This is a genomic window from Kitasatospora sp. NPDC029367 (assembly GCF_055569135.1).
Genome location: NZ_JBVHYH010000044.1, coordinates 15,142 through 33,629 on the forward strand (window position 1 = coordinate 15,142; position 18,488 = coordinate 33,629).

Annotated in this window: 20 protein-coding genes; 7 read left to right on the forward strand and 13 right to left on the reverse strand. The window is 74.1% G+C overall.

Features of this window, described 5'->3' with window-relative positions; translation table 11 throughout:
• Positions 1–40 precede the first annotated feature (40 nt).
• Both ACZ4W5_RS22915 and ACZ4W5_RS22920 read right to left on the reverse strand, forming a co-directional pair.
• The gene (locus ACZ4W5_RS22915) at positions 41–1,849 is read right to left on the reverse strand and encodes a serine/threonine-protein kinase (RefSeq protein ID WP_465656544.1); all 1,809 of its coding nucleotides are present in this window, start codon (positions 1,847–1,849) and stop codon (positions 41–43) included.
• Positions 1,850–1,994: 145 nt separating this feature from the next.
• A complete protein-coding gene (locus tag ACZ4W5_RS22920) occupies positions 1,995–2,906 on the reverse strand; it encodes a menaquinone biosynthetic enzyme MqnA/MqnD family protein (protein ID WP_360239178.1) in 912 nt (303 codons plus the stop codon).
• 455 nt (positions 2,907–3,361) lie between these two features.
• Here ACZ4W5_RS22920 and ACZ4W5_RS22925 point away from each other — a divergent pair, with 455 nt between their 5' ends.
• Entirely contained in the window at positions 3,362–3,568 is a 207-nt protein-coding gene (locus ACZ4W5_RS22925; protein WP_360239181.1) for a cold-shock protein, read from the forward strand.
• 315 nt (positions 3,569–3,883) lie between these two features.
• On the opposite strand, the gene ACZ4W5_RS22930 is transcribed toward ACZ4W5_RS22925, so the two are convergent.
• A complete protein-coding gene (locus ACZ4W5_RS22930; RefSeq protein WP_465656547.1) occupies positions 3,884–5,209 on the reverse strand; it encodes a dicarboxylate/amino acid:cation symporter in 1,326 nt (441 codons plus the stop codon).
• A 99-nt stretch (positions 5,210–5,308) separates the two neighbouring features.
• On the reverse strand, positions 5,309–5,461 hold the full coding sequence (locus ACZ4W5_RS22935) for a hypothetical protein (protein ID WP_360239186.1): 153 nt from the start codon (positions 5,459–5,461) through the stop codon (positions 5,309–5,311).
• 212 nt (positions 5,462–5,673) lie between these two features.
• Here ACZ4W5_RS22935 and ACZ4W5_RS22940 point away from each other — a divergent pair, with 212 nt between their 5' ends.
• A complete protein-coding gene (locus tag ACZ4W5_RS22940; RefSeq protein ID WP_465656549.1) occupies positions 5,674–6,882 on the forward strand; it encodes an MFS transporter in 1,209 nt (402 codons plus the stop codon).
• Positions 6,883–6,960: 78 nt separating this feature from the next.
• On the opposite strand, the gene ACZ4W5_RS22945 is transcribed toward ACZ4W5_RS22940, so the two are convergent.
• The 6 genes from ACZ4W5_RS22945 to ACZ4W5_RS22970 are packed head-to-tail and all read right to left on the reverse strand — an operon-like array spanning position 6,961 to position 10,950.
• Positions 6,961–7,089, reverse strand: a complete 129-nt coding sequence (locus ACZ4W5_RS22945) for a hypothetical protein (RefSeq protein WP_465656550.1) — start codon at positions 7,087–7,089, stop codon at positions 6,961–6,963.
• Between the two features lie 56 nt (positions 7,090–7,145).
• The gene (locus ACZ4W5_RS22950) at positions 7,146–8,255 is read right to left on the reverse strand and encodes a LacI family DNA-binding transcriptional regulator (RefSeq protein WP_465656551.1); all 1,110 of its coding nucleotides are present in this window, start codon (positions 8,253–8,255) and stop codon (positions 7,146–7,148) included.
• Between the two features lie 27 nt (positions 8,256–8,282).
• Complete coding sequence (locus ACZ4W5_RS22955; RefSeq protein ID WP_360239198.1) at positions 8,283–8,627, reverse strand: DUF4229 domain-containing protein; 345 nt, start codon at positions 8,625–8,627, stop codon at positions 8,283–8,285.
• The gene (locus tag ACZ4W5_RS22960) at positions 8,624–9,256 is read right to left on the reverse strand and encodes a GNAT family N-acetyltransferase (RefSeq protein ID WP_465656553.1); all 633 of its coding nucleotides are present in this window, start codon (positions 9,254–9,256) and stop codon (positions 8,624–8,626) included. Before ACZ4W5_RS22960 ends, ACZ4W5_RS22955 begins: the two co-directional genes overlap by 4 nt.
• An 11-nt stretch (positions 9,257–9,267) precedes the next feature.
• Entirely contained in the window at positions 9,268–9,534 is a 267-nt protein-coding gene (locus ACZ4W5_RS22965; RefSeq protein WP_465656555.1) for a hypothetical protein, read from the reverse strand.
• Between the two features lie 36 nt (positions 9,535–9,570).
• Positions 9,571–10,950: an MFS transporter gene (locus ACZ4W5_RS22970; RefSeq protein WP_465656556.1), complete on the reverse strand. Its 1,380-nt coding sequence runs from the start codon at positions 10,948–10,950 to the stop codon at positions 9,571–9,573.
• 122 nt (positions 10,951–11,072) lie between these two features.
• Here ACZ4W5_RS22970 and ACZ4W5_RS22975 point away from each other — a divergent pair, with 122 nt between their 5' ends.
• Positions 11,073–12,044, forward strand: a complete 972-nt coding sequence (locus ACZ4W5_RS22975; protein WP_465656558.1) for a GlxA family transcriptional regulator — start codon at positions 11,073–11,075, stop codon at positions 12,042–12,044.
• Between the two features lie 428 nt (positions 12,045–12,472).
• On the opposite strand, the gene ACZ4W5_RS22980 is transcribed toward ACZ4W5_RS22975, so the two are convergent.
• On the reverse strand, positions 12,473–12,946 hold the full coding sequence (locus ACZ4W5_RS22980) for an ATP-binding protein (RefSeq protein ID WP_360239207.1): 474 nt from the start codon (positions 12,944–12,946) through the stop codon (positions 12,473–12,475).
• A 561-nt stretch (positions 12,947–13,507) separates the two neighbouring features.
• Between ACZ4W5_RS22980 and ACZ4W5_RS22985 the strand changes: the two genes are divergently transcribed.
• Genes ACZ4W5_RS22985 through ACZ4W5_RS22995 form a run of 3 tightly spaced genes read left to right on the forward strand, consistent with a single transcriptional unit; the run spans position 13,508 to position 15,343 of the window.
• Entirely contained in the window at positions 13,508–13,921 is a 414-nt protein-coding gene (locus tag ACZ4W5_RS22985; RefSeq protein WP_465656560.1) for a sigma factor, read from the forward strand.
• Positions 13,918–14,088, forward strand: a complete 171-nt coding sequence (locus ACZ4W5_RS22990; protein ID WP_465656562.1) for a sigma factor-like helix-turn-helix DNA-binding protein — start codon at positions 13,918–13,920, stop codon at positions 14,086–14,088. The genes ACZ4W5_RS22985 and ACZ4W5_RS22990 overlap by 4 nt, the downstream gene beginning before the upstream one ends.
• A gap of 37 nt (positions 14,089–14,125) precedes the next feature.
• Positions 14,126–15,343 (forward strand): zf-HC2 domain-containing protein, encoded by a 1,218-nt coding sequence (locus ACZ4W5_RS22995; RefSeq protein WP_465656563.1) that lies wholly within the window; start codon positions 14,126–14,128, stop codon positions 15,341–15,343.
• A gap of 56 nt (positions 15,344–15,399) precedes the next feature.
• Here ACZ4W5_RS22995 and purU read toward each other — a convergent pair whose 3' ends face one another.
• On the reverse strand, positions 15,400–16,266 hold the full coding sequence (purU, locus tag ACZ4W5_RS23000; protein WP_360239216.1) for a formyltetrahydrofolate deformylase: 867 nt from the start codon (positions 16,264–16,266) through the stop codon (positions 15,400–15,402).
• 174 nt (positions 16,267–16,440) lie between these two features.
• The gene (locus tag ACZ4W5_RS23005) at positions 16,441–16,875 is read right to left on the reverse strand and encodes an SCO4402 family protein (protein WP_465656565.1); all 435 of its coding nucleotides are present in this window, start codon (positions 16,873–16,875) and stop codon (positions 16,441–16,443) included.
• Positions 16,876–17,131: 256 nt separating this feature from the next.
• Between ACZ4W5_RS23005 and ACZ4W5_RS23010 the strand changes: the two genes are divergently transcribed.
• On the forward strand, positions 17,132–18,433 hold the full coding sequence (locus tag ACZ4W5_RS23010) for an ABC transporter substrate-binding protein (protein ID WP_465656567.1): 1,302 nt from the start codon (positions 17,132–17,134) through the stop codon (positions 18,431–18,433).
• The last annotated feature ends 55 nt before the right edge of the window (positions 18,434–18,488 follow it).

Below are 18,488 nucleotides of genomic sequence, written 5' to 3' on the forward strand. Positions count from 1 at the left end.
CCGACCTGCCTCACCCACCCGCCCGCCTCACCGACCCGCCTCAGCCGCCCGTCCGGCGCAGCGTGCCGGCCGGGTTCCCGGCGGCCGGGTCGGCGGAGGTGAAGCGGATCGTCCCGTCGGACCGCAGGCTGAGGGTCTCCGTGTTGGAACCGCCAGTGCAGGCACCGGGGATGGAGGAGCGCACCAGCCGGGACCGGAACACCAGCTCGGTGTCGGAGACCGACTTGAGCGTCCAGGCGCCCTCGCAGCTGATCGAGATCAGCCCGGAGACGCCGTTGTGGCTGGTGGTGGCCTCCTGACCGATCGCCGCCTGGCGGACGGTGAGCGTGGTGGTGCCGCCGGGCAGCCCCTTGTCGGTGACCATGTCGCCGCTCCAGGTGCCCAGGAACGCCGCGGGCACCACCCCCGGCCCGCCCGTCCCGCTCGACGGCGCCGACCCGGCCGTCGACACGGGCGCCGCCGTGGACGGAGACACCGGTACGGAGGGCGACGCCCCCGCCGCCCCACCCGGCACGAAGGCCCCCGGCGACGCGGCGGCCTGGTCCGGGTCCACGGACGGCAGGGGCAGCGGCCCCACGGACGGCCCGGACACCGCCGGCCCAACCGGCCCGGTCATCGCGTACCAGGCGTACCCGGCACCCCCGAGCGCCGCGACCGCCAGCACCACCGCCAGCGCTGCCCCGACCCGCCGACGCCGCCGACGCTGACGGGCGAGCCCCTGCTCCTCCCCCGTCCCGGCCGGGTAACTGCACAGCGGTAGCGGCCCGTCCCCCTCCCCTTCTCCCGCCCCCGAGCCCGCCCCCGCTCCGGACACAACCCTGGGCACAACCCCGGGCACAGCCCCCGCCCCCGCTCCGGACACAGCCCCGGGCGCAGCCCCGGACACAGACGCCCCGCCCGGCCCCGACGCCTGCGTCGGCGCGTACGGCGGCGCCTCCCCCTGCGCCCCCTCCAGGTCCAGCAGCTCCACCGCACTGCGCCCCACCCCCGCCGCCAGCGCCGGCGGCAGCCAGTCGCCCCGCCCGAGCAGGTCGGCGGCCGCGCCGTCCGGGTCGAGGCGGGCGGCCAGTTGCCGCGGGGTGGGCCGGGCGGCCGGGTCCTTGGCGAGGCAGTCGAGGACGACCGTCCGCAGCGCCTCGGGCACTCCGCTGACGTCCGGTTCCTCGTGCAGCACCCGGTAGAGCAGGACGGCCGCGCTGACGTCCTCGCCGAAGGGGTGGACCCCGGTGGCGGCGAAGGCCAGGACGGCGCCGAGCGAGAAGACGTCCCCGGCCGGCCCGGACGGCTGCCCGTTCGCCTGTTCGGGCGACATGAAGCCGGGTGAGCCCACCACATAACCCGAACGAGTGAAACCACTGGTCGCGTCCAGGGCCCGAGCGATCCCGAAGTCGATCAGCCGCGGGCCGTCCAGGGTGAGCAGCACGTTGGAGGGTTTGACGTCGCGGTGCACCAGGCCGAGCCCGTGCACATGGGCGAGCGCCCCGGCGAGCCCGACGCCGAGGGCGCGGACGGCGGCCTCCGGCAGCGGGCCGTGCGCCCGGACAGCGGCGGCGAGTGCGGGGCCCGCGACGTAGCCGGTGGCGACCCAGGGCTGCTCGCCCTCGGTGTCGGCGTCCAGGACGGGGGCGGTCCAGGCGCCGCCGACCCGTCGGGCGGCGGCCACCTCCTGCCGGAACCGGGCGCGGAACTCGGCGTCGTCCGCGAGTTCGGCCCGGACCACCTTGACGGCGACGGTGCGCCCGCCGGCCGTCCGACCGAGGTAGACCCGGCCCATCCCGCCCGAGCCGAGCCGCCGCAACAGCCGGTAGGCGCCCACCTGGCGCGGATCGTCCGACCCCAGTGCCCGCATGTCCCGCACGCTCCCCTCGCCCGCCCCGCACCCGCGCGGGACCCCGCCGGACGCACCTCGGGAGCAGACCGTACCGGGCCGGACCGACCCACCGCCCGACCCACCGCCCGACCCACCCGCGGACGGCCTGGCGAAGGCGGCGCCCCTACGGCCCGACCGGCAGCGCCGCCGGCTCCAGCAGCCGCACCGTCACGTCCGGCGCGAAGCCGCTGTCGTGGGCGACCCGCCGGGCGAACTCGGCGACCCCGGCGAGCTGCCGCGCGCCGAGCGAGAAGTCGAGCGCCTCGCTGAAGTACCGCTCCAGCACGTCCGCCCCGAAGGTCTCCCAACGGGCGGCCTGCTCGGCCACCTTGGCGGCCTCGACCAGCGAGAGGTCCCGCGACTCCAGGAAGGCCCGGTGGACGGCCGCGGTGAGCTCGGGGCAGCGTTCGGCGAACTCGCGGCGCACGGCCCAGACCGCGAAGACGAACGGCAGTCCGGTCCACTCCTTCCACATCTCGCCGAGGTCGTGGACGGTCAGCCCGAGGTCGGCGGCCTGGCCGAGGTAGGCGCGCAGGGCCGGGTCGCCGATCAGGACGGCGGCGTCGGCCTCGGCGAGCATCGCGCTGAGGTCCGGGGGGCAGGTGAAGTAGTCCGGGCGCACGCCCTCCCGCTCCTCCAGGAGCAGCCGGGCGAGCCGGACGGACGTGCGGCTGGTGGAGCCGAGGGCGACCCGGCGGCCGTCGAGGTCGGCGAGCGGCACCTTGCTCACGATCAGGCAGGACATCACCGGGCCGTCGCTGCCGACCGCGATGTCGGGCAGGACCAGCAGGTCCTCGGCGTTGCGCAGGTACTCCACGCAGGTGATCGGGCCGATGTCGAGGGAGCCGCCGACGAGTCGGTCGCTCAGCTTCTCCGGGGTGTCCTTGGTGAGGTCGAGGTCGAGCAGGTTGCCGGTCCTGGCGAGGCCCCAGTAGAGGGGGACGCAGTTCAGGAACTGAATGTGGCCGACCCTGGGCCTGACCGGGGTGTTCTCCTGGTGCTCGGGCTCCCGCGTTTGTCCGTCCGGCACTGCCACTGCGGCGCTCCCTTGCTGTTCGTGCGCTTCCCCACGGCGCTGTTCGTGCGTTTCACCGCAGCGTATGCCTGCTGTTCGCGACGGCTCGCACCGGCCACCCGACACGCGCGCGGGCGCTGCCGGACAGGCGGCGCGGGCGCCTGTCCGCAGGCTCGTGCGCGCCCCCAACACGCCTGCCCGCGCCCGTAACCAGGCCGCTCCGGGGGTCTACGACACGCGCCGTCCGAAGGGCAAGTGACCCCTGGTCGTCACAGCGGCCGCATGCTAGCGTTGCCCTCAGTTGCAGTTTGATTCCCCTTGCAGTACTTGAAGCCTGCGGAGCATGTAACCGCGGGCTTTTTGTAGTTTTTCAGCAATATCGAAAAACTTCGGACTCGTCCGGAGGCAGGGCGATCAGCGCAGCGGACCGGGGACCACACGGTGTGGCCCCCGACACGCATCGCAAGGAGAACGGCATGGCTCAGGGAACCGTCAAGTGGTTCAACGCTGAGAAGGGCTTCGGCTTCATCGCCCAGGAGGGCGGCGGCCCCGACGTCTTCGTCCACTACTCCGCCATCAACGCGAACGGCTTCCGTTCGCTGGAGGAGAACCAGGCGGTCACCTTCGACGTCACCCAGGGTCCGAAGGGCCCGCAGGCGGAGAACGTCACCGCCGTCGTCTGACCATCCTCTGATGTTCTGATCGCTCGGGACCCTTCGGGTCCGTCGACGGCTCCCGACAGCCGTCACCATGAGCACAAGAGCAGCACCCAAGGGGGCCTGCCCATCGCGGCGGGCCCCCTGCCTTTTCCCGGCAGTCCCGGTGAGCCGGGGAAGGAGGGGAAAGCCGAAGGGCCCTCGCCCCGTGAACCGGGAGAGGGCCCTTCGCATCGCGCAAGCGATCGGGCAGCGTGCCGACCGTCGGGCGGCGTACCGACCGTCAGGCCGCGCGCCGAGCCGTCAGGCGGCGTACCGACCGTCAGGCGGCATACCGAGCTGTCAGGCGGCGACCGGAACCGCGACCTTCGGCGCGTCCTCCTCGTACAGGTCCCCGGAGGGGTTGTTGTACGCGGCCATGTCCAGGATCCGCTCCCGGGCCGCGACCACGACCGGCACGACCACCTGGCCGGCCACGTTGGTGGCGGTCCGCATCATGTCCAGGATCGGGTCGATGGCCAGCAGCAGGCCGACGCCCTCCAGCGGCAGGCCCAGGGTGGACAGGGTCAGCGTCAGCATGACGATCGCACCGGTGAGGCCCGCGGTGGCGGCCGAGCCGACGACCGAGACGAAGGCGATCAGGATGTAGTCCCTGATGCCCAGATCGATGTTGTAGACCTGGGCGACGAAGATCGCGGCGACGGCCGGGTAGATCGAGGCGCAGCCGTCCATCTTGGTGGTGGCGCCGAACGGCACGGAGAACGAGGCGTACTCGCTCGGGACGCCGAGGCGCTCGGTGACGCGGCGGGTGACCGGCAGGGTGCCGACCGAGGAGCGCGAGACGAAGGCCAGCTGGATGGCGGGCCAGGCGCCCTTGAAGAAGTGCAGCGGGTTGAGGCCCGCGGCGAAGCGCAGCACCAGCGAGTAGACGACGAACAGCACCAGGGCGCAGCCGACGTAGATGTCGAGGGTCAGCGTGGCGAAGGGCTTGAGCAGGTCCCAGCCGTACTTGGCGACGGACTTGCCGATCAGGCCGAGGGTGCCGAGCGGGGAGAGCCGGATGACCCACCACAGCGCGGTCTGGGTCAGCTCCAGCACGGTCTCGCTGAGCTTGAGGACCGGCTCGGCCTTGGTGCCGAGCTTGATGATCGCGGCGCCGACCACGACCGCCATGAAGACGATCTGCAGCACGTTCACCTTGACGAAGGCGTCGACGATGTTGGTCGGGAAGATCCCGGTCAGGAAGTCGATCCAGGTGCCCTTGGAGTCGAGCGCCTTGAGGCCGTCGGTCTTGAGGTTGGTGCCCTGGCCGGGGTTGGTCAGCAGGCCCAGGCCGAGGCCGATGCCGACCGCGATCAGCGAGGTGATCATGAACCAGAGCAGCGTGCGGGTGGCCAGGCGGGCCGCGTTGGTGACGTTGCGCAGGTTGGCGACGCTCACCACGATCGCGGTGAAGACCAGCGGCGGCACGGCCAGCTTGAGCAGCTGGACGAAGATCTTGCCGATCGTCTCCAGCGTGGTGGCCAGCCAGGAGATGTCGGCCGCGCGGGCCAGGTAGCCGAGGCCGACGCCGAGCACGAGGCCGGCGACGATCTGCACCCAGAACGGTGTCTTGCGGATGCGGGTGAGCAGGGACGGCGACGAGGTCGCCTCGGGCGCTGTGGACATGGGGGTGCGACTCCGGGGGAGGGCGTTGCTGGCGGTGGGGTGCGGGGCGGAGGAGGCGGCACGGCTCGGGGCCGGACGGGGAGAGGTCACGAACCCCGGTCAGGGGCGTGCCGCCGCGATACAGCTCATGGCTGCGCAGCTCATGGCGCGACAACGGCGCGGGCTGTCCACAGCACCGTTCAGCGCACCCGGGCGGGCGGCGCCGGGCAGCGGGCCCGGGCCGTGCATCCGCAGTGCGTCTGAGGTGGTCACGGCCGATACGTTAGCAGCAAAGGTTTGAGATGTTCAAAGTACTTGTTTGAGATCGAGCCACGGTCACCCTTCACCCAGTGGTGAGATCCGGACACGAACGAAGCTGACGCCCCATCAGCCCCACCCTCCGGTCGGATTGACCGAACGGCAGTTATACGTATAACTTTGACGACGTCCCCGCCCTCCCCTGCCCTGACCGGAGAAGACCACCGATGGGCTACCTCGCCCTGCTCCGCGCCCCGCACGTCTCCCGACTCCTGCTCGGCACCCTGCTCGGCCGCCTGCCCGCCGGTATGACCGCCCTGGTGATCGCCCTCGCCCTGCGCGAGGCCGGCGTCCCGTACGGCCGGATCGGACTGGCCACCTCCGTGTACGCGCTCGCCGCCGCCGTCGGCGGGCCGGTGCTCGGCCGGATCGTCGACCGCACCGGCCAGCCGCGCGTCCTGCTCGCCTCCGCCGTGGTGGCCGGCGGCGGGTACGCGCTGCTCGCCCTCGCCCCCGGCTCCCCGCTCGCCGCGCCGCTCGGCGCCGCCGTCGCCGGCCTGGCGATGCCGCCGCTGGAGCCCTGCCTGCGCTCGCTCTGGCCGGACGTGGTCGAGGAGGAGCAGCTCGACACCGCGTACGCCTTCGACTCCGCCTCCCAGCAGATCCTCTACGTGGCCGGGCCGCTGGCCGTGGCCGGGATCGCCGGCCTGTTCAGCCCGGTCGCCGCGCTCTGGGTGGCCGCCGGACTCGGACTGGCCGGCGCACTGGTGGTCGCCACCGCCGCACCCGCGCGGGCTTGGCGCGCCCCCGCCCGCGCACACTCCGCCGGACTGCTCGGCCCGCTGCGCTCCCCCGGCCTGGTGCTGCTGCTGGTCGGACTCGCCGGGGCCGGCTGGGCGGTCGGCGCGCAGAACGTGCTGTTCATCGCCTACGCCGAGCAGCACGCCGGCGGCCTGCCCGGCGGCGGGGGCACCCTGCTGGCACTGGCCGCGCTCGGCGGCCTGCTCGGCGCGCTCGCCTACGGCATGGTCAGCTGGCGGCAGAGCACCGCGACCCGCACCTGGCTGATGGCCCTCGCCATGGCCGCCTCCTACCTGCCGCTGGTCACCCTGCCCGGCCCGTACCCGATGGCCGCGCTGGCCTTCCTCTCCGGCGTCATGCTGGCCCCGCTGCTGGCGGCCGCCTTCGTCCTGGTCGCCGAACTGGCCCCGGCCGGGACGGTCACCGAGGCCTTCGCCTGGCTGGTGACCCTGTTCGCCACCGGCAACTCGCTCGGCTACGCGGTCTCCGGCCACCTCGCCGAGGGATCGCTGCGCCCGGTCGCGGTGTGCGCGGCCGGCGGGATCGCCCTGGGCGGCCTGGTGCTGTTCGGCGCCCGGCGCTGGTTCCGCGGCGCGCCGCTCGCGGCGCTCGCCGAGCCCGTCCCGGTGGGCTGACCCCCACCCCCACAGACGACTGCGCCCGCCGGGGTCTGGCCGGCGGGCGCAGTCATTTCCGCCGTTCACCTACGGCGATCAGCGGTGGCGGCCCCGACGGCCCCAGGCGATCACCGGGAACAGCACCCCGCTGCCGAGCGCACCGCTGCCGAGCGCACCGGCCGCGAGCAGCGCCGGGAGCAGCGCGTTGCCGCCGGTGCCGGGCATCGGCGGCGGCGCGGGCGGCGGGACGGGCGGCGGCGCGGGCCGTCGTCGAACGTCCGTCAGCCCCGGGCCGAGGCCGGGGCCGGGGCCGTCGAGGAGCGCAGCACCAGCGAGGTGGCCAGCGGCGCGACCGGTTCCACCCGCTCGCCGGCCAGCAGTCCGGCGAGCGCGGCCGCCCCCGCCCGGCCCAGCTCCTCGCCGGGCAGGTCCACGGTGGTCAGCGGCGGGGCGAGCAGCCCGGAGACGGCGACGTTGTCCATGCCGACCACCGACAGGTCGTCCGGCACCCGCAGCCCCCGCTCGGCGGCGGCCTGGTAGACCCCGGAGGCGACCACGTCGTCGTCGCAGATCACCGCGCGCGGACGGTCCGCCCGCTCCAGCAGCTCCCCCGCCACGCTCCGCGCGGCCGCGTGGCCGTCGTTCAGGCTCACGCCCAACTCCACCACGTCCAGGCCGAGTTCGCGGACCGCCTGCTCGAAGGCGGCCTGCCGGACCCGGAAGGTGTACGCGGCATGGGTGGACCGCAGGTGCCCGATCCGGCGGTGCCCCAGGGCGGCCAGGTGCTCGACGGCCGCCCGCATCCCGCCGGCCACGTCCAGTTCGACGGTCGGGCGCGCCCGGTCGGTGCCGGGGTCGGCGTCCAGGAAGACCGCGGGGGTGTCCGGCGGCAGCTCGCCGAGCTGGCTGTCGTCCGGGGAGCAGATCAGCAGGCCGTCGAAGCGGCCCGCGGTGGCGGCCTCGGCCAGGGTCGCGCTGCCCCAGCCGGAGCTGACCACGACGGCCAGACCGTGCCGGCCGGCCTCGTGGTGGACGCCCTCGAGCACCCGGCCGAAGAACGGGCCCTGGAGGTTGGGCACGGCCAGCATGATCATCCCGCTGCGGCCCAGCCGTAGCTGCCGGCCGGCGGCCTGCGGGCGGTAGCCGAGGCTGCGGGCGGCCTCGCGGACCCGTGCCCGGGTCGCCTCGGAGACCCGGCGCCCGGCCTCAGCGCCGGAGAAGACCAGCGACACGGTGGCCTGGGAGACCCCGGCCAGCCTGGCCACGTCCCGCCCGGTGGGCCTGCGCACCGGGGCCGGCCACGTCCCGGCGGCACGCCCGGTGTCGGTGCCGGTGCCGGTTTCAGCGCCGGTCTCGGCGCTCGGGTGCGGGTCGGCGGGTACCGCGGGCACGTTCGGCACGGCGGGCTGCGCCCCGGGTCAGCTCTGCCGGGAGGCCGCCGCGCGGACGGCGTCGTCCACGGCGTCCTCCTCGGCGTTCTGCGCGGCGATCCGGTCGGCGGTGCGGCTGCGCATCCCGGCGACCTTGGTGGTGATCTGGGAGGACATCTCGTCGCGCTGCTTGCTCAGCAGCACGTAGCTGAGCGGCGCGGAGGCGATCGCGGCCAGCAGGAACAGGAAGACCATCCCGGCCTCGCCGCTCACCGGGATGACCTGGAAGTGCCCGAGCAGCAGGGCCACCAGCAGGCAGCCGAGGAAGATGCTGGCTCGCATGGAGGTGTAGCGGAGCGTGGCGTGCGACTTCTGCGGGCCGTTGCTGCTCACTGGGACGCATCCTTCTGGTTCGAGCCGGGGCGGGTCTCCCAGTCAAGCATGCCTGACACCGGGCGCGGGCCAGGGGGCCGACGTCCCTCCTCGGCGGCCGGTCGGCGCAGGTCCAGCCACATGGTGATGTCGTCGCGGTCGTCCCCGGGGGCGACCCGGATCGCGGCCGGCACCCGGCCGACCTCCCGGTAGCCGCAACGGGCGTAGAAGCGCTCCAGCCCCAGGCCGCCGCGCGCGGTGAGCCGCAGCGACTCCAGGCCCCAGGCGCGGGCCACCCGCTCGGCCTCGGCGAGCAGCGCGGCGCCGTGGCCGAGGCCCTGGAAGTCGGGGTGCACCATGACCCGCTTGAGCATCCGCCAGTGCTCCATCGGTTCGAAGCGCATCGAGGCGAAGAACAGCACCCCGACCAGTCGGCCGGTCGCACTCTCGTGTGCGACCAGGAGGCGGTCGGGGCCGTCCGGGGCGAGCCCGGCGAACTGGCGGTCGGCAGTGTCCCAGACCTCGTCCTCGGTGACCGGGGCCACGAAGCCGACCGCGCCGCCGGCGTTCGTCACGTCCGTCCACAGCCGGACCACGGCGGTGCGCAGGTCGGGGTCGGGCTTCGGGTCGAGGGTGAAGGTGAGCGCCATGGATGCGGAGCCTAGTCCTCCGTTCCGACGGCCTGGACGGCCGTACCAGCAGTACCGGAGGTGCCGGAGGTGCCGGAGGTGCCGGAGGTGCCGGAGGTGCCGGAGGTGCCAGAGGTGCCAGAGGTGCCGGAGGTGCCGGAGGTGCCGGAGGTGCCGGAGGTGCCGGAGGTGCCGGAGGTGCCGGAGGTGCCGGAGGTGCCAGAGGTGCCGGAGGTGCCGGAGGTGCCGGAGGTGCCGGAGGTGCCGGAGGTGCCGGAGGTGCCGGAGGTGCCAGACATACGTCCGTCCCAGCCGACCGCCGCGACCCGCTCCGCTCAGGACAGGGCGGGCACCGCCCGGTCGCCCCGCCGCCCGGTGCGCAGCGCCAGGCAGAGGCCGACCGCGACCGCGCACAGCGCGCCGGCGCCGTACCAGGTGAGGTCGTAGTTCCCGAGCGCGTCGCGGGCCAGCCCGGCCAGCCCGGCGACGACGGCCGCGCCGATCTGGTGGGCGGCGAGCACCCAGCCGAAGACGATCGGGGCGTCGTCGCCGAACTGCCGACGGCAGAGCGCGACGGTCGGCGGCACGGTGGCCACCCAGTCCAGGCCGTAGAAGACGACGAAGGCGAGGATCGGCGGGTGCAGCGAGCCGGCCAGCAGCTGCGGCAGCAGGAGCAGGGAGACGCCGCGCAGCCCGTAGTAGACGGTGAGCAGCAGACGGGAGTCGACCCGGTCGGTGAGCCAGCCGCTGAACACGGTGCCGACCACGTCGAACACGCCGATCAGGGCGAGCAGGCTCGCGGCGGTGGTGACGGGCATGCCGTGGTCGTGCGCGGCCGGGATGAAGTGGGTGCCGACCAGGCCGGCGGTGGTGGCGCCGCAGATCGCGAAGGAGCCGGCCAGCAGCCAGAACGGCCGGGTGCGGGCGGCGTCGCGCAGCACCCGCAGCGTGCGGGCCAGGGCGCGGCCGTCCCGGGTCGGCTCGGGCGGGGCCTCGGTGGCGCCGTACGGGAGCAGGCCGAGGTCGGCGGGGCGCTCGCGCATCAGCAGCAGGACGGGCACGGCGACGGCGCTGGCGGCGAGCGAGACCACGACCACGGCCGAGCGCCAGCCGTGCTGCTCGACCAGCCAGGCGCCGACCGGCAGGAAGACGAGGTTCCCGGCTGCCCCGGCGGCGGTGAGCACCCCGGTGACCAGGCCCTGGCGGGCCTGGAACCAGCGGCCGGTGATGGTGGTGGCGAAGGCGCCGGCCATCGAGCCGCTGCCGAGGCCGACCAGCACGCCCCAGCAGAGGATCAGCTGCCAGGGCTGGCGCATCAGCATGGTGAGGCCGGCGCCGACCGAGATGGTGAGCAGCGCGCAGACCACCACCAGGCGCACGCCGAAACGGTCCATCAGGGCGGCGGCGAAGGGGGCGGTGAGGCCGTAGAGGGTGAGGTTGACGGAGGTGGCGCCGGCGATCGTCCCGAGCGACCAGCCGAACTCGTTGTGCAGGGCGTCCATCATCAGGCTCGGCGTGGAGCGGAAGCCGGCCGAGCCGAGCAGGACCAGCAGGGCGACCCCGGCCACCACCCAGGCGTAGTGCACCCGGCCACGCCTGGCGGGGGCGGGCCGCTCGGAGGCGATCGGAGCGGAGGCGATCGGAGCGGAGGCGGTCGGATCGGAGGCGGTCGGATCGGGGACGGGTGTGGGGGTGAGGGCGCTGCGTTCGGTCACGCGAACGAGTGTTCCGGGCGGCCGGGGCCCCGACGAGTGGCCTGAATGACAGCTTTCGCAAGATTCGGGCCACGACCGGGCGTACGCTGGCCCGGACCCCCACCGACACCCGAGGGGAGCCCATGGCACACCTGGTCGCGGTACTCGCCCTGGACGGCGTGATCGCCTTCGAACTCGGCATCCCCGCCCGCATCTTCGGCGGCGCCAAGGGCCCGGCCGGGCAACCCCTCTACGAGGTGGCCACCTGCACCCTGGACGGCCGACCGGTCGCCACCAGCGCCGACTTCAGGGTCATGGTCGACCACGGGCCCGAACTGCTGGCGCGGGCCGACACGGTGGTGATCCCGGCCTCCGCCGACTCCGCCCCGGCCGTCGCCGACGCCCGCTTCACCCCGGAGCTGGCCGCCGCGCTGGCCCGGATCCGGCCCGGCACCCGGCTGGTGTCGATCTGCACCGGCTCCTTCATCCTGGCCGCTGCCGGCCTGCTGGACGGCCGCCCGGCCACCACCCACTGGCGCTACACCGAGCGCTTCGCCCGGCTGTTCCCCCAGGTGCTGCTCGACCCCGACGTGCTCTACACCGACGACGGCGACGTCCTCACCTCCGGCGGGGTGGCCGCCGGGGTGGACCTCTGCCTGCACGTGGTGCGCCGCGACCACGGCAGCGCGGTGGCCAACGCGGTGGCCCGCAACTGCCTGGTGCCGCCCTGGCGCGACGGCGGCCAGAAGCAGTACGTCGAGGCCCCGAGCCCGGTGGAGACCGGGGGCGCCGGCACCGCCGCCGTGCGCGCCTGGGCGCTGGAACACCTGGACGGGCCGCTGCCGTTGAACCGGCTCGCCGAGCGGGCGGGCATGAGCGTACGGACCTTCACCCGGCGCTTCCGCGAGGAGACCGGCGCCAGCCCGGGCCAGTGGATCACCACCCAGCGCACCGAGCGGGCACGGCAGTTGCTGGAACGCACCGACCTGTCTATCGACCAGGTCGCCCGGGAGTCCGGCTTCGGCACCGCCGCCTCACTGCGGTTGCAGCTGCGCGGCCGGCTGGACGTGGCCCCGAGCGCCTACCGGCGCACCTTCCGGACCGCCCCGCTCTGAGCAACGGCAGCACTACCGCGGGCGGGTAGGGCCGGGACAGGGGGAACAGGGCGACCGACGCCCGGAAGGAGCCGGACGCGTGGCCGGAATTCGATCGTCCGGAGCGGCACCACGGACGACGGCCGGCCACCTGCGCACCGAGCGCAGCGTGCCGGGCCGCCGTCCGATCACGGCACGCGGGCCCTGAACCCGCGCCGGGCCCTCCGCACTCGCCGAGGATCCGTCCGCGACCGGCAGTCCACGATCCCCCCTGCTGACGCGATCCCCCTGGACAGCAGCACCGTGACGGCGGACGGACGTTCCCTCGGCGTCCCCTCGCAACGGGAGCCGCACCCAAGCGTGATCAGTCGGATACGTCACGTCAATGGGTAGTCGGAAATTCGGAATGGTTGCGTCAGCTTTCGGCCGGTGATCACCGCCGGAGGCCGCTACTGCGCCAGCGCCGCCCAGTCCACGCCCGCCATCGGATCGACCGGCCGCGCCCCGGCGCCGATCTCGCACCAGACCCGCTTGCCCGAACCGTCCGGGTACCAGCCCCAGCGGTCGCAGAGCAGCTCGACCAGTTCCAGTCCGCGGCCGTTGGTGGCGTCCTCGTCCGCCCCTGCGTGCCGGGGGGCCGGGGCAGCCTGGCTCGCGTCGGCCACCTCCACCCGCAGCGGGCCGGGCGGAGCGTCCTGCGCCGGGCCCTCGGCCACCGGCAGACAGAGTCTCAGCACGGCCGGACAGCCGGTGTGCACCACGGCGTTGGTCACCAGTTCCGAGACCACCAGCACCACCGTCTCGGACATCGGCGCGTCCGGGTCCACCCCGTGGTTCAGCAGCCGCGAGCGCACCCACCGCCGGGCCCGGCCGACCTCGGCGGGGTCCGCCTGCACCGCAAGCTGTACCTGAAGAACCTGCACCGCTCCACCACCTGCACTCGCAGTTCGGCCAACGTCCCGATCGGGCCGGATCAGCCGGCCGGCGGGGCCCTCGCACTTCGCCCGGTGCCACCCGGGGCCCACCCGGGCGCTCGCCGACCCGTCCGCCCGCCCGCGCCACTCGCCCGCGTCAACTCGTCAGTCGCACAACGGCCGCGACACGAATACGCCTCAGGATGGGTGGGCGGACGGACCGCAGCAAGCGCTTCGGGCATATTCCGGCGATCGGGGGACAGGGCAGTGCATACTGTCCCGTTCACTCTCGCGAGCCTCGCACCGGCACTCGTCCGGCCCGGGCCGACGCCGGTCCCGCGGGGCCTGTTCGGACCCGCCCTGGGCGGGAACCTACCGCCGGACACTCCCGCCGCCCCGCCCGCCACTCGCGAACCACCCGTGCGACATATGTCCAGCGGTTCTCGAACAGCGGCAGCGGCGACGAACCACGAGGCCGGGTTCCGTTCTTGCCCGAATCCCTCCCGCCGCGGACCGGCCAGGGGATACCGTTGGGTAACGCCAGCGAACCGGGCAGGAGGGTGGTTCTCGATGGCCGCCCCGGACCGGATCCCGCGCTGGGACGAGCAGTTGCAGCGACGCCTCGCCCGCGGCGAGGAGACCGCGCTCGGCGAACTGTACGACCGGCTCGCCCCGATGGTGCACGGCCTGGCCGGCCGGATACTCGCCGACCAGGCGGCCGCCGCCCAGCTCACCAGGGAGGTCTTCGCCCACGTCTGGGAGCACCCCGAGGACTTCGACCCCGACCGGGGCTCGCTGCGCTCCTGGCTGGGCGCGCTCACCCACCGCCGCGCGGTCGAACGGCTGCGGGCGCGGCGCGGCTCCGAACTGGCGCCGGACCCGGCGGGGCGGCCGAGCAGGAGATCCGGGCCGTCGCCACCGCCGCGCGCATGCAGTACGTGGTCGACTCCCTGCCCCAACCCCTGCGTGAGACCATCGCGGTGACGTACTACGACGGCCGCACCTACCAGGAGACGGCCCGACTGCTCGGCATCAGCGAGCAGGCCGCCAAGCAGCGGATGCGGCTCGGGCTGGAGCTGCTGGCCACCGAACTGGCCGACGAACGCGCCCGCCAGGAGCACGCGGACGGGAACGGGAACGAGGGCAGGTGAAGGTGAGCGTGCGAACCGTCGAGAGGTGCGCGGGCGGATGAGCGAGGAGCGGCACGACGCCCTGCGCTCGCTGCTCGGCGCCTGGTCCCTGGGTGCCTGCCCGCCGCGCGAGGCCGCCGAGTTGGAGCAGCACCTGCCGGCCTGCCCGGAGTGCGCCGACGAGGCGGACCGACTGCGCGAGGCGGCCGGCTGGCTGTCCCTGGACGAGCCACTGGACCAGCCCGGTTCGCTGCGCCAGCAGGTGCTGGACTGGTGCCTGGCCCGCCGCCCGGCCGAACTGCCCGTCCCCGCCTGGGGGATGCCGTACACCGCGGAGACCGCCAAGCTGGACGCCCTGCTGCGCGACCTCGGCCCGGAGGAGTGGCAGGAGGTGGCCGAACTGCCGTGGCACGGCGGCACCGAACTGCTGCGCCCGGCCGAGGTGCTGGGCCGGCTGACCGCGGCGGACGGCTTCCTGGCGCTCGCCCTCGGCCTGCCCGACCCGGTGCCGGCCGCCGCCGGGCCCGGGCCGGTGCCGGCCGCGGAGCGGCGGGTACCGCCGCAGGAGGCGGCCGTCCCGGTGCCGCGGGTGCCCCCGCAGGGCGGCCGGTACGCGGCGGACGCGGCGCGGACCGCCCGGCTGCTCGCCGACCAGGCCGGTCTGCCGCCCCGGTCGGTACGCGCCCGGTGGCGGCAGCAGACCCACGATCTGGTGCGCAGCGCCGCGCTGGCCCCGCAGGGCAGCACCCCGGTCGACCTCGGTTTCGCGGTGCTGCCGCTGCGCGACGCCTTCGTGGAGCGCGCCCTGGAGTGCTTCGTGCACGGCGAGGACGTGGCCCGCGCGGTGGCCTACCCGTACGCTCCGCCGGCGCCGCAGCACCTGCGGCAGATGGTGGAGCTGGTGGTCCGGCTGCTGCCGCGGGCGCTGGCGGGGCTGCGCGCGGCGCAGCCCGCGTCCGCCGGGGCGCCGTCCGGGGACGGTCGGACCGTTCGGCGGGTGCGGCTGGTGGTGGACGGTCCGGCGGCCGGTGAGTGGCTGGTGCCGCTGGACGGCGGACCGAGCGGACCGGCCGGACCTGCCGGACCGGCCTGGCCGAGCGGGCCGAGCGGGCCCGCCGCCGGGGAGCCGGTGGCCTCGATGGTGCTGGACGGCCTGGAGCTGTGCCAGTTGGCGGCCGCGCACCGGGACCCGGACCGGCTGCCGGTGGGCGAGCACGGCGACCGGGCCGCGGTGCGCCAGGTGCTGCACGCGCTGCCGCTGCTGGCGCGGCCGTAACGCTCCTGCAGCGCCTGCGCGCGGACCACAGTTGCTCGCGCGCGGACGACCGTCGCTTACGCGAAGACGACCGTCCTGGTCCCGTCCAGCAGCACCCGGTGCTCGCTGTGCCACTTGACCGCGCGGGCCAGCGCCTGGCACTCGACGTCCCGGCCGAGCGCGACCAGCTGGTCCGGGCTGACGTCGTGGGTGACCCGGGCCACCTCCTGCTCGATGATCGGGCCCTCGTCGAGGTCGGCGGTGACGTAGTGCGCGGTCGCGCCGATCAGCTTCACGCCGCGGGCGTGCGCCTGGTGGTACGGCTTGGCGCCCTTGAAGCTCGGCAGGAAGGAGTGGTGGATGTTGATCACACGGCCGGACAGCTCGGTGCACAGCTGGTCGGAGAGCACCTGCATGTAGCGGGCCAGCACGACCAGTTCGACGTTCTCCTTCTCGACCAGGTCGAGCAGCTGCCGCTCCGCCTCGGCCTTGGTGTCCCGGGTGACCGGGATGTGGTGGAAGGGGATGCCGTAGCTCTCGGTGAGGTCCTGGAGGTCGGTGTGGTTGGAGACCACCGCGGCGATCTCCACCGGCAGGGCGCCGATCCGGGTGCGGTAGAGCAGGTCGTTCAGGCAGTGCCCGAACTTGCTGACCATGAGGACGATCCGCATCCGCTGCTCGGTCGGGTGGATCTGCCAGTCCATCCCGAAGGAGGCGCCGATCGCGGCGAAGCTGGCCCGCAGCTTGTCGGCGGTGACCGGCTCGGGGGCGGAGAAGTGCACCCGCATGAAGAACAGTCCGGTGTCCCCGTCCCCGAACTGCTGGCTGTCGATGATGTTGCAGCCGGTCATGAAGAGGTAGCTGGAGACAGCGTGGACGATGCCCTGCTTGTCGGGGCAGGACAGCGTGAGGACGTACTGGGCGCTGGCCGGCTGCTGTTCCACTGCGGGTATCCCGTTCTGAGCTCGTACGAATGCGTGACGCGCGTGCGTGAATGGTCCAGCGTGTCACATCCTGGACAGTCGCCGCCCCGCTGCCCGTACTGCGGGACGGCGCCGACCGGCGGTACGCTCGGGCCCCGGGTAGGGCCACGCCTCGGGCCCCGCCTCGGACCTGGGTCAGACCTGGGTCAGGATCCGCAGCACGTCGAGGGACTTGGGCGCCGCGTCCGGGTCGTCCCCGTCCCCGACGGCGAGGGCGACGTGCGCCTCACGGGCGGCCCGGACGGTCTCCGGCCAGCCGGGGTGGCCGAGGTAGGCGGAGGCCGGGGCGTCGGCGCCGACCTCGTGCAGCATCTGGACCGCGCGCAGCACCGCGACGTCGACCAGGGCGGCCTCGGCGGAGTCGCGGAAGATGGTGCCCACGTACTTCTCGGCGGACCAGCGGTCCAGCCAGGTGTCCTCGACCAGCCGGTAGACGGCGTCGGTCACGTCCCCGTAGCCCTCCCGGCCGGTGAGCCAGGCCTCGTGCTGGAAACCGGGGTCGGACAGCATGTGCAGCGCCGAGCGGAGTCGGGCTCGCCAGCGCCACCAGGGCAGGTCGTTGAGCGGCATGCCGCCCATCGTGCTGGAGCGGTGGCCCGGACGAGAAGGGTTTCGGGCGGACCGGTGCGAAGAATCTGTGCTGGCGGACATGGTGAACGATCGTACGTTCCCCGTCTGTTCGTGCTCCACTCGCGATCTACACGCGTACCGACCCGGATTTCGGTGTCCGTTGGCCGGGCGTTCACATTTCGTCCCTCTCGGCTTGCGGCTCCGGGGCTTGGCTGTCCCCCGGTGCGCCGGATGGCGCCCCAGAGAGGGAAGACCGATGACCAGCCGAAGGGACTCGTCCCGGGCCCGTCCCACGATCAGCGGACGCCGCCCGCGCCGTCCGATCACCGCCGCGGTGACCGCCGCGGTGCTGTTCCCCACCCTCTTCTCGGCCTCCGCGTGCGGCGGACCGGCCGGGGCCTCCACCGCCGCCGACGAGCTGACCGTGATGACCTGGGCCCCGTCCGGCACCGGCTCCGCGGACCGTCCCGGCATGACCGCGCTCGCCGAGTCGATCGGCCGGGACGTCAACGTCAAGGGCGGTCTGAGCGGTCACCGGCTGCACGTGATCACCTGCAACGAGCACAACACCGCCGACGGCGCCAAGTCCTGCGCCCAGCAGGCGGTGGACGCCAAGGCGGTGGCCGTGCTCGGCTCCTACAGCCAGTGGGGCGACGCCTTCATGCCGGTGCTGGAGCGGGCCGGCATCCCGCTGATCGGCGGCTACGGCCTCTCCCAACCGGAGTTCTCCAGCCCGCTGTCCTACCCGGTGGACGGCGGCATGCCCGCGCTGATCGCGGGCAGCGGCCGCCAGTTGGTCGACGCCGGCTGCAAGGCCGTCTCGCTGATCCGCCCGGACACCCCGGCCGGTGACAACCTGCTCGGCTACCTGGGCAACGCGCTCAAGCCGGCCGGCATCAAGCTGCTGGACGTCAAGGCGCCCGAGCAGTCCTCCGACTACAGCCAGGTGGTCCGCAAGGCGATCGGCAGGGACGACCCTGGCAACTGCGTCACCAGCGCCCTGACCTCCGAGCCGACGGGCAACCTGCTGGACGCCTACCGGCGGCAGAACGTGCGGAACACCCGGATCGCCTCGGTGATCGGCAGCGTCCAGCAGTCGGTGGTCGACTCCACCGGCGGCGACTCCGGCCCGCTGGCCGGCGCGTTCGTCACCAGCTGGTACCCGCCGGAGTCGGCCAAGACCTGGGACGGGCTGCGCGCGGTGGTCCGCTCCCAGGCCACCGACGGGCACTCCGTCGACGTCTCCGACCCGGGCGTGCAGACCACCTGGGTCGCCTACGAGGTGTTCCGGGTGGTGGTGGAGAAGCTCACCGCGGCTGGCAAGCCGGTCGAGGCGAAGTCCGTCGACGCCCTGCTGGACAGCGGCGAGGGCATCGACGTCGGCCTCACCCCGCCGCTGAACTGGGGCACCACCAACATGCTGCCCAGCACCGAGTCGCCCCGGCTGGTCAACACCTGGGTCACCTACCAGGTGGTCAGGAACGGTCGGATGACCTTGCAGCAGCCGGGCTTCGTGGACGTCCGCTGGGTCCTCACCGGGGCCCGCTCCCCGTCCTGATCCACCCCGCTCCCCGCACCGCACTCGGACGGGCGGGCCCTGCGCGGGCCCGCCC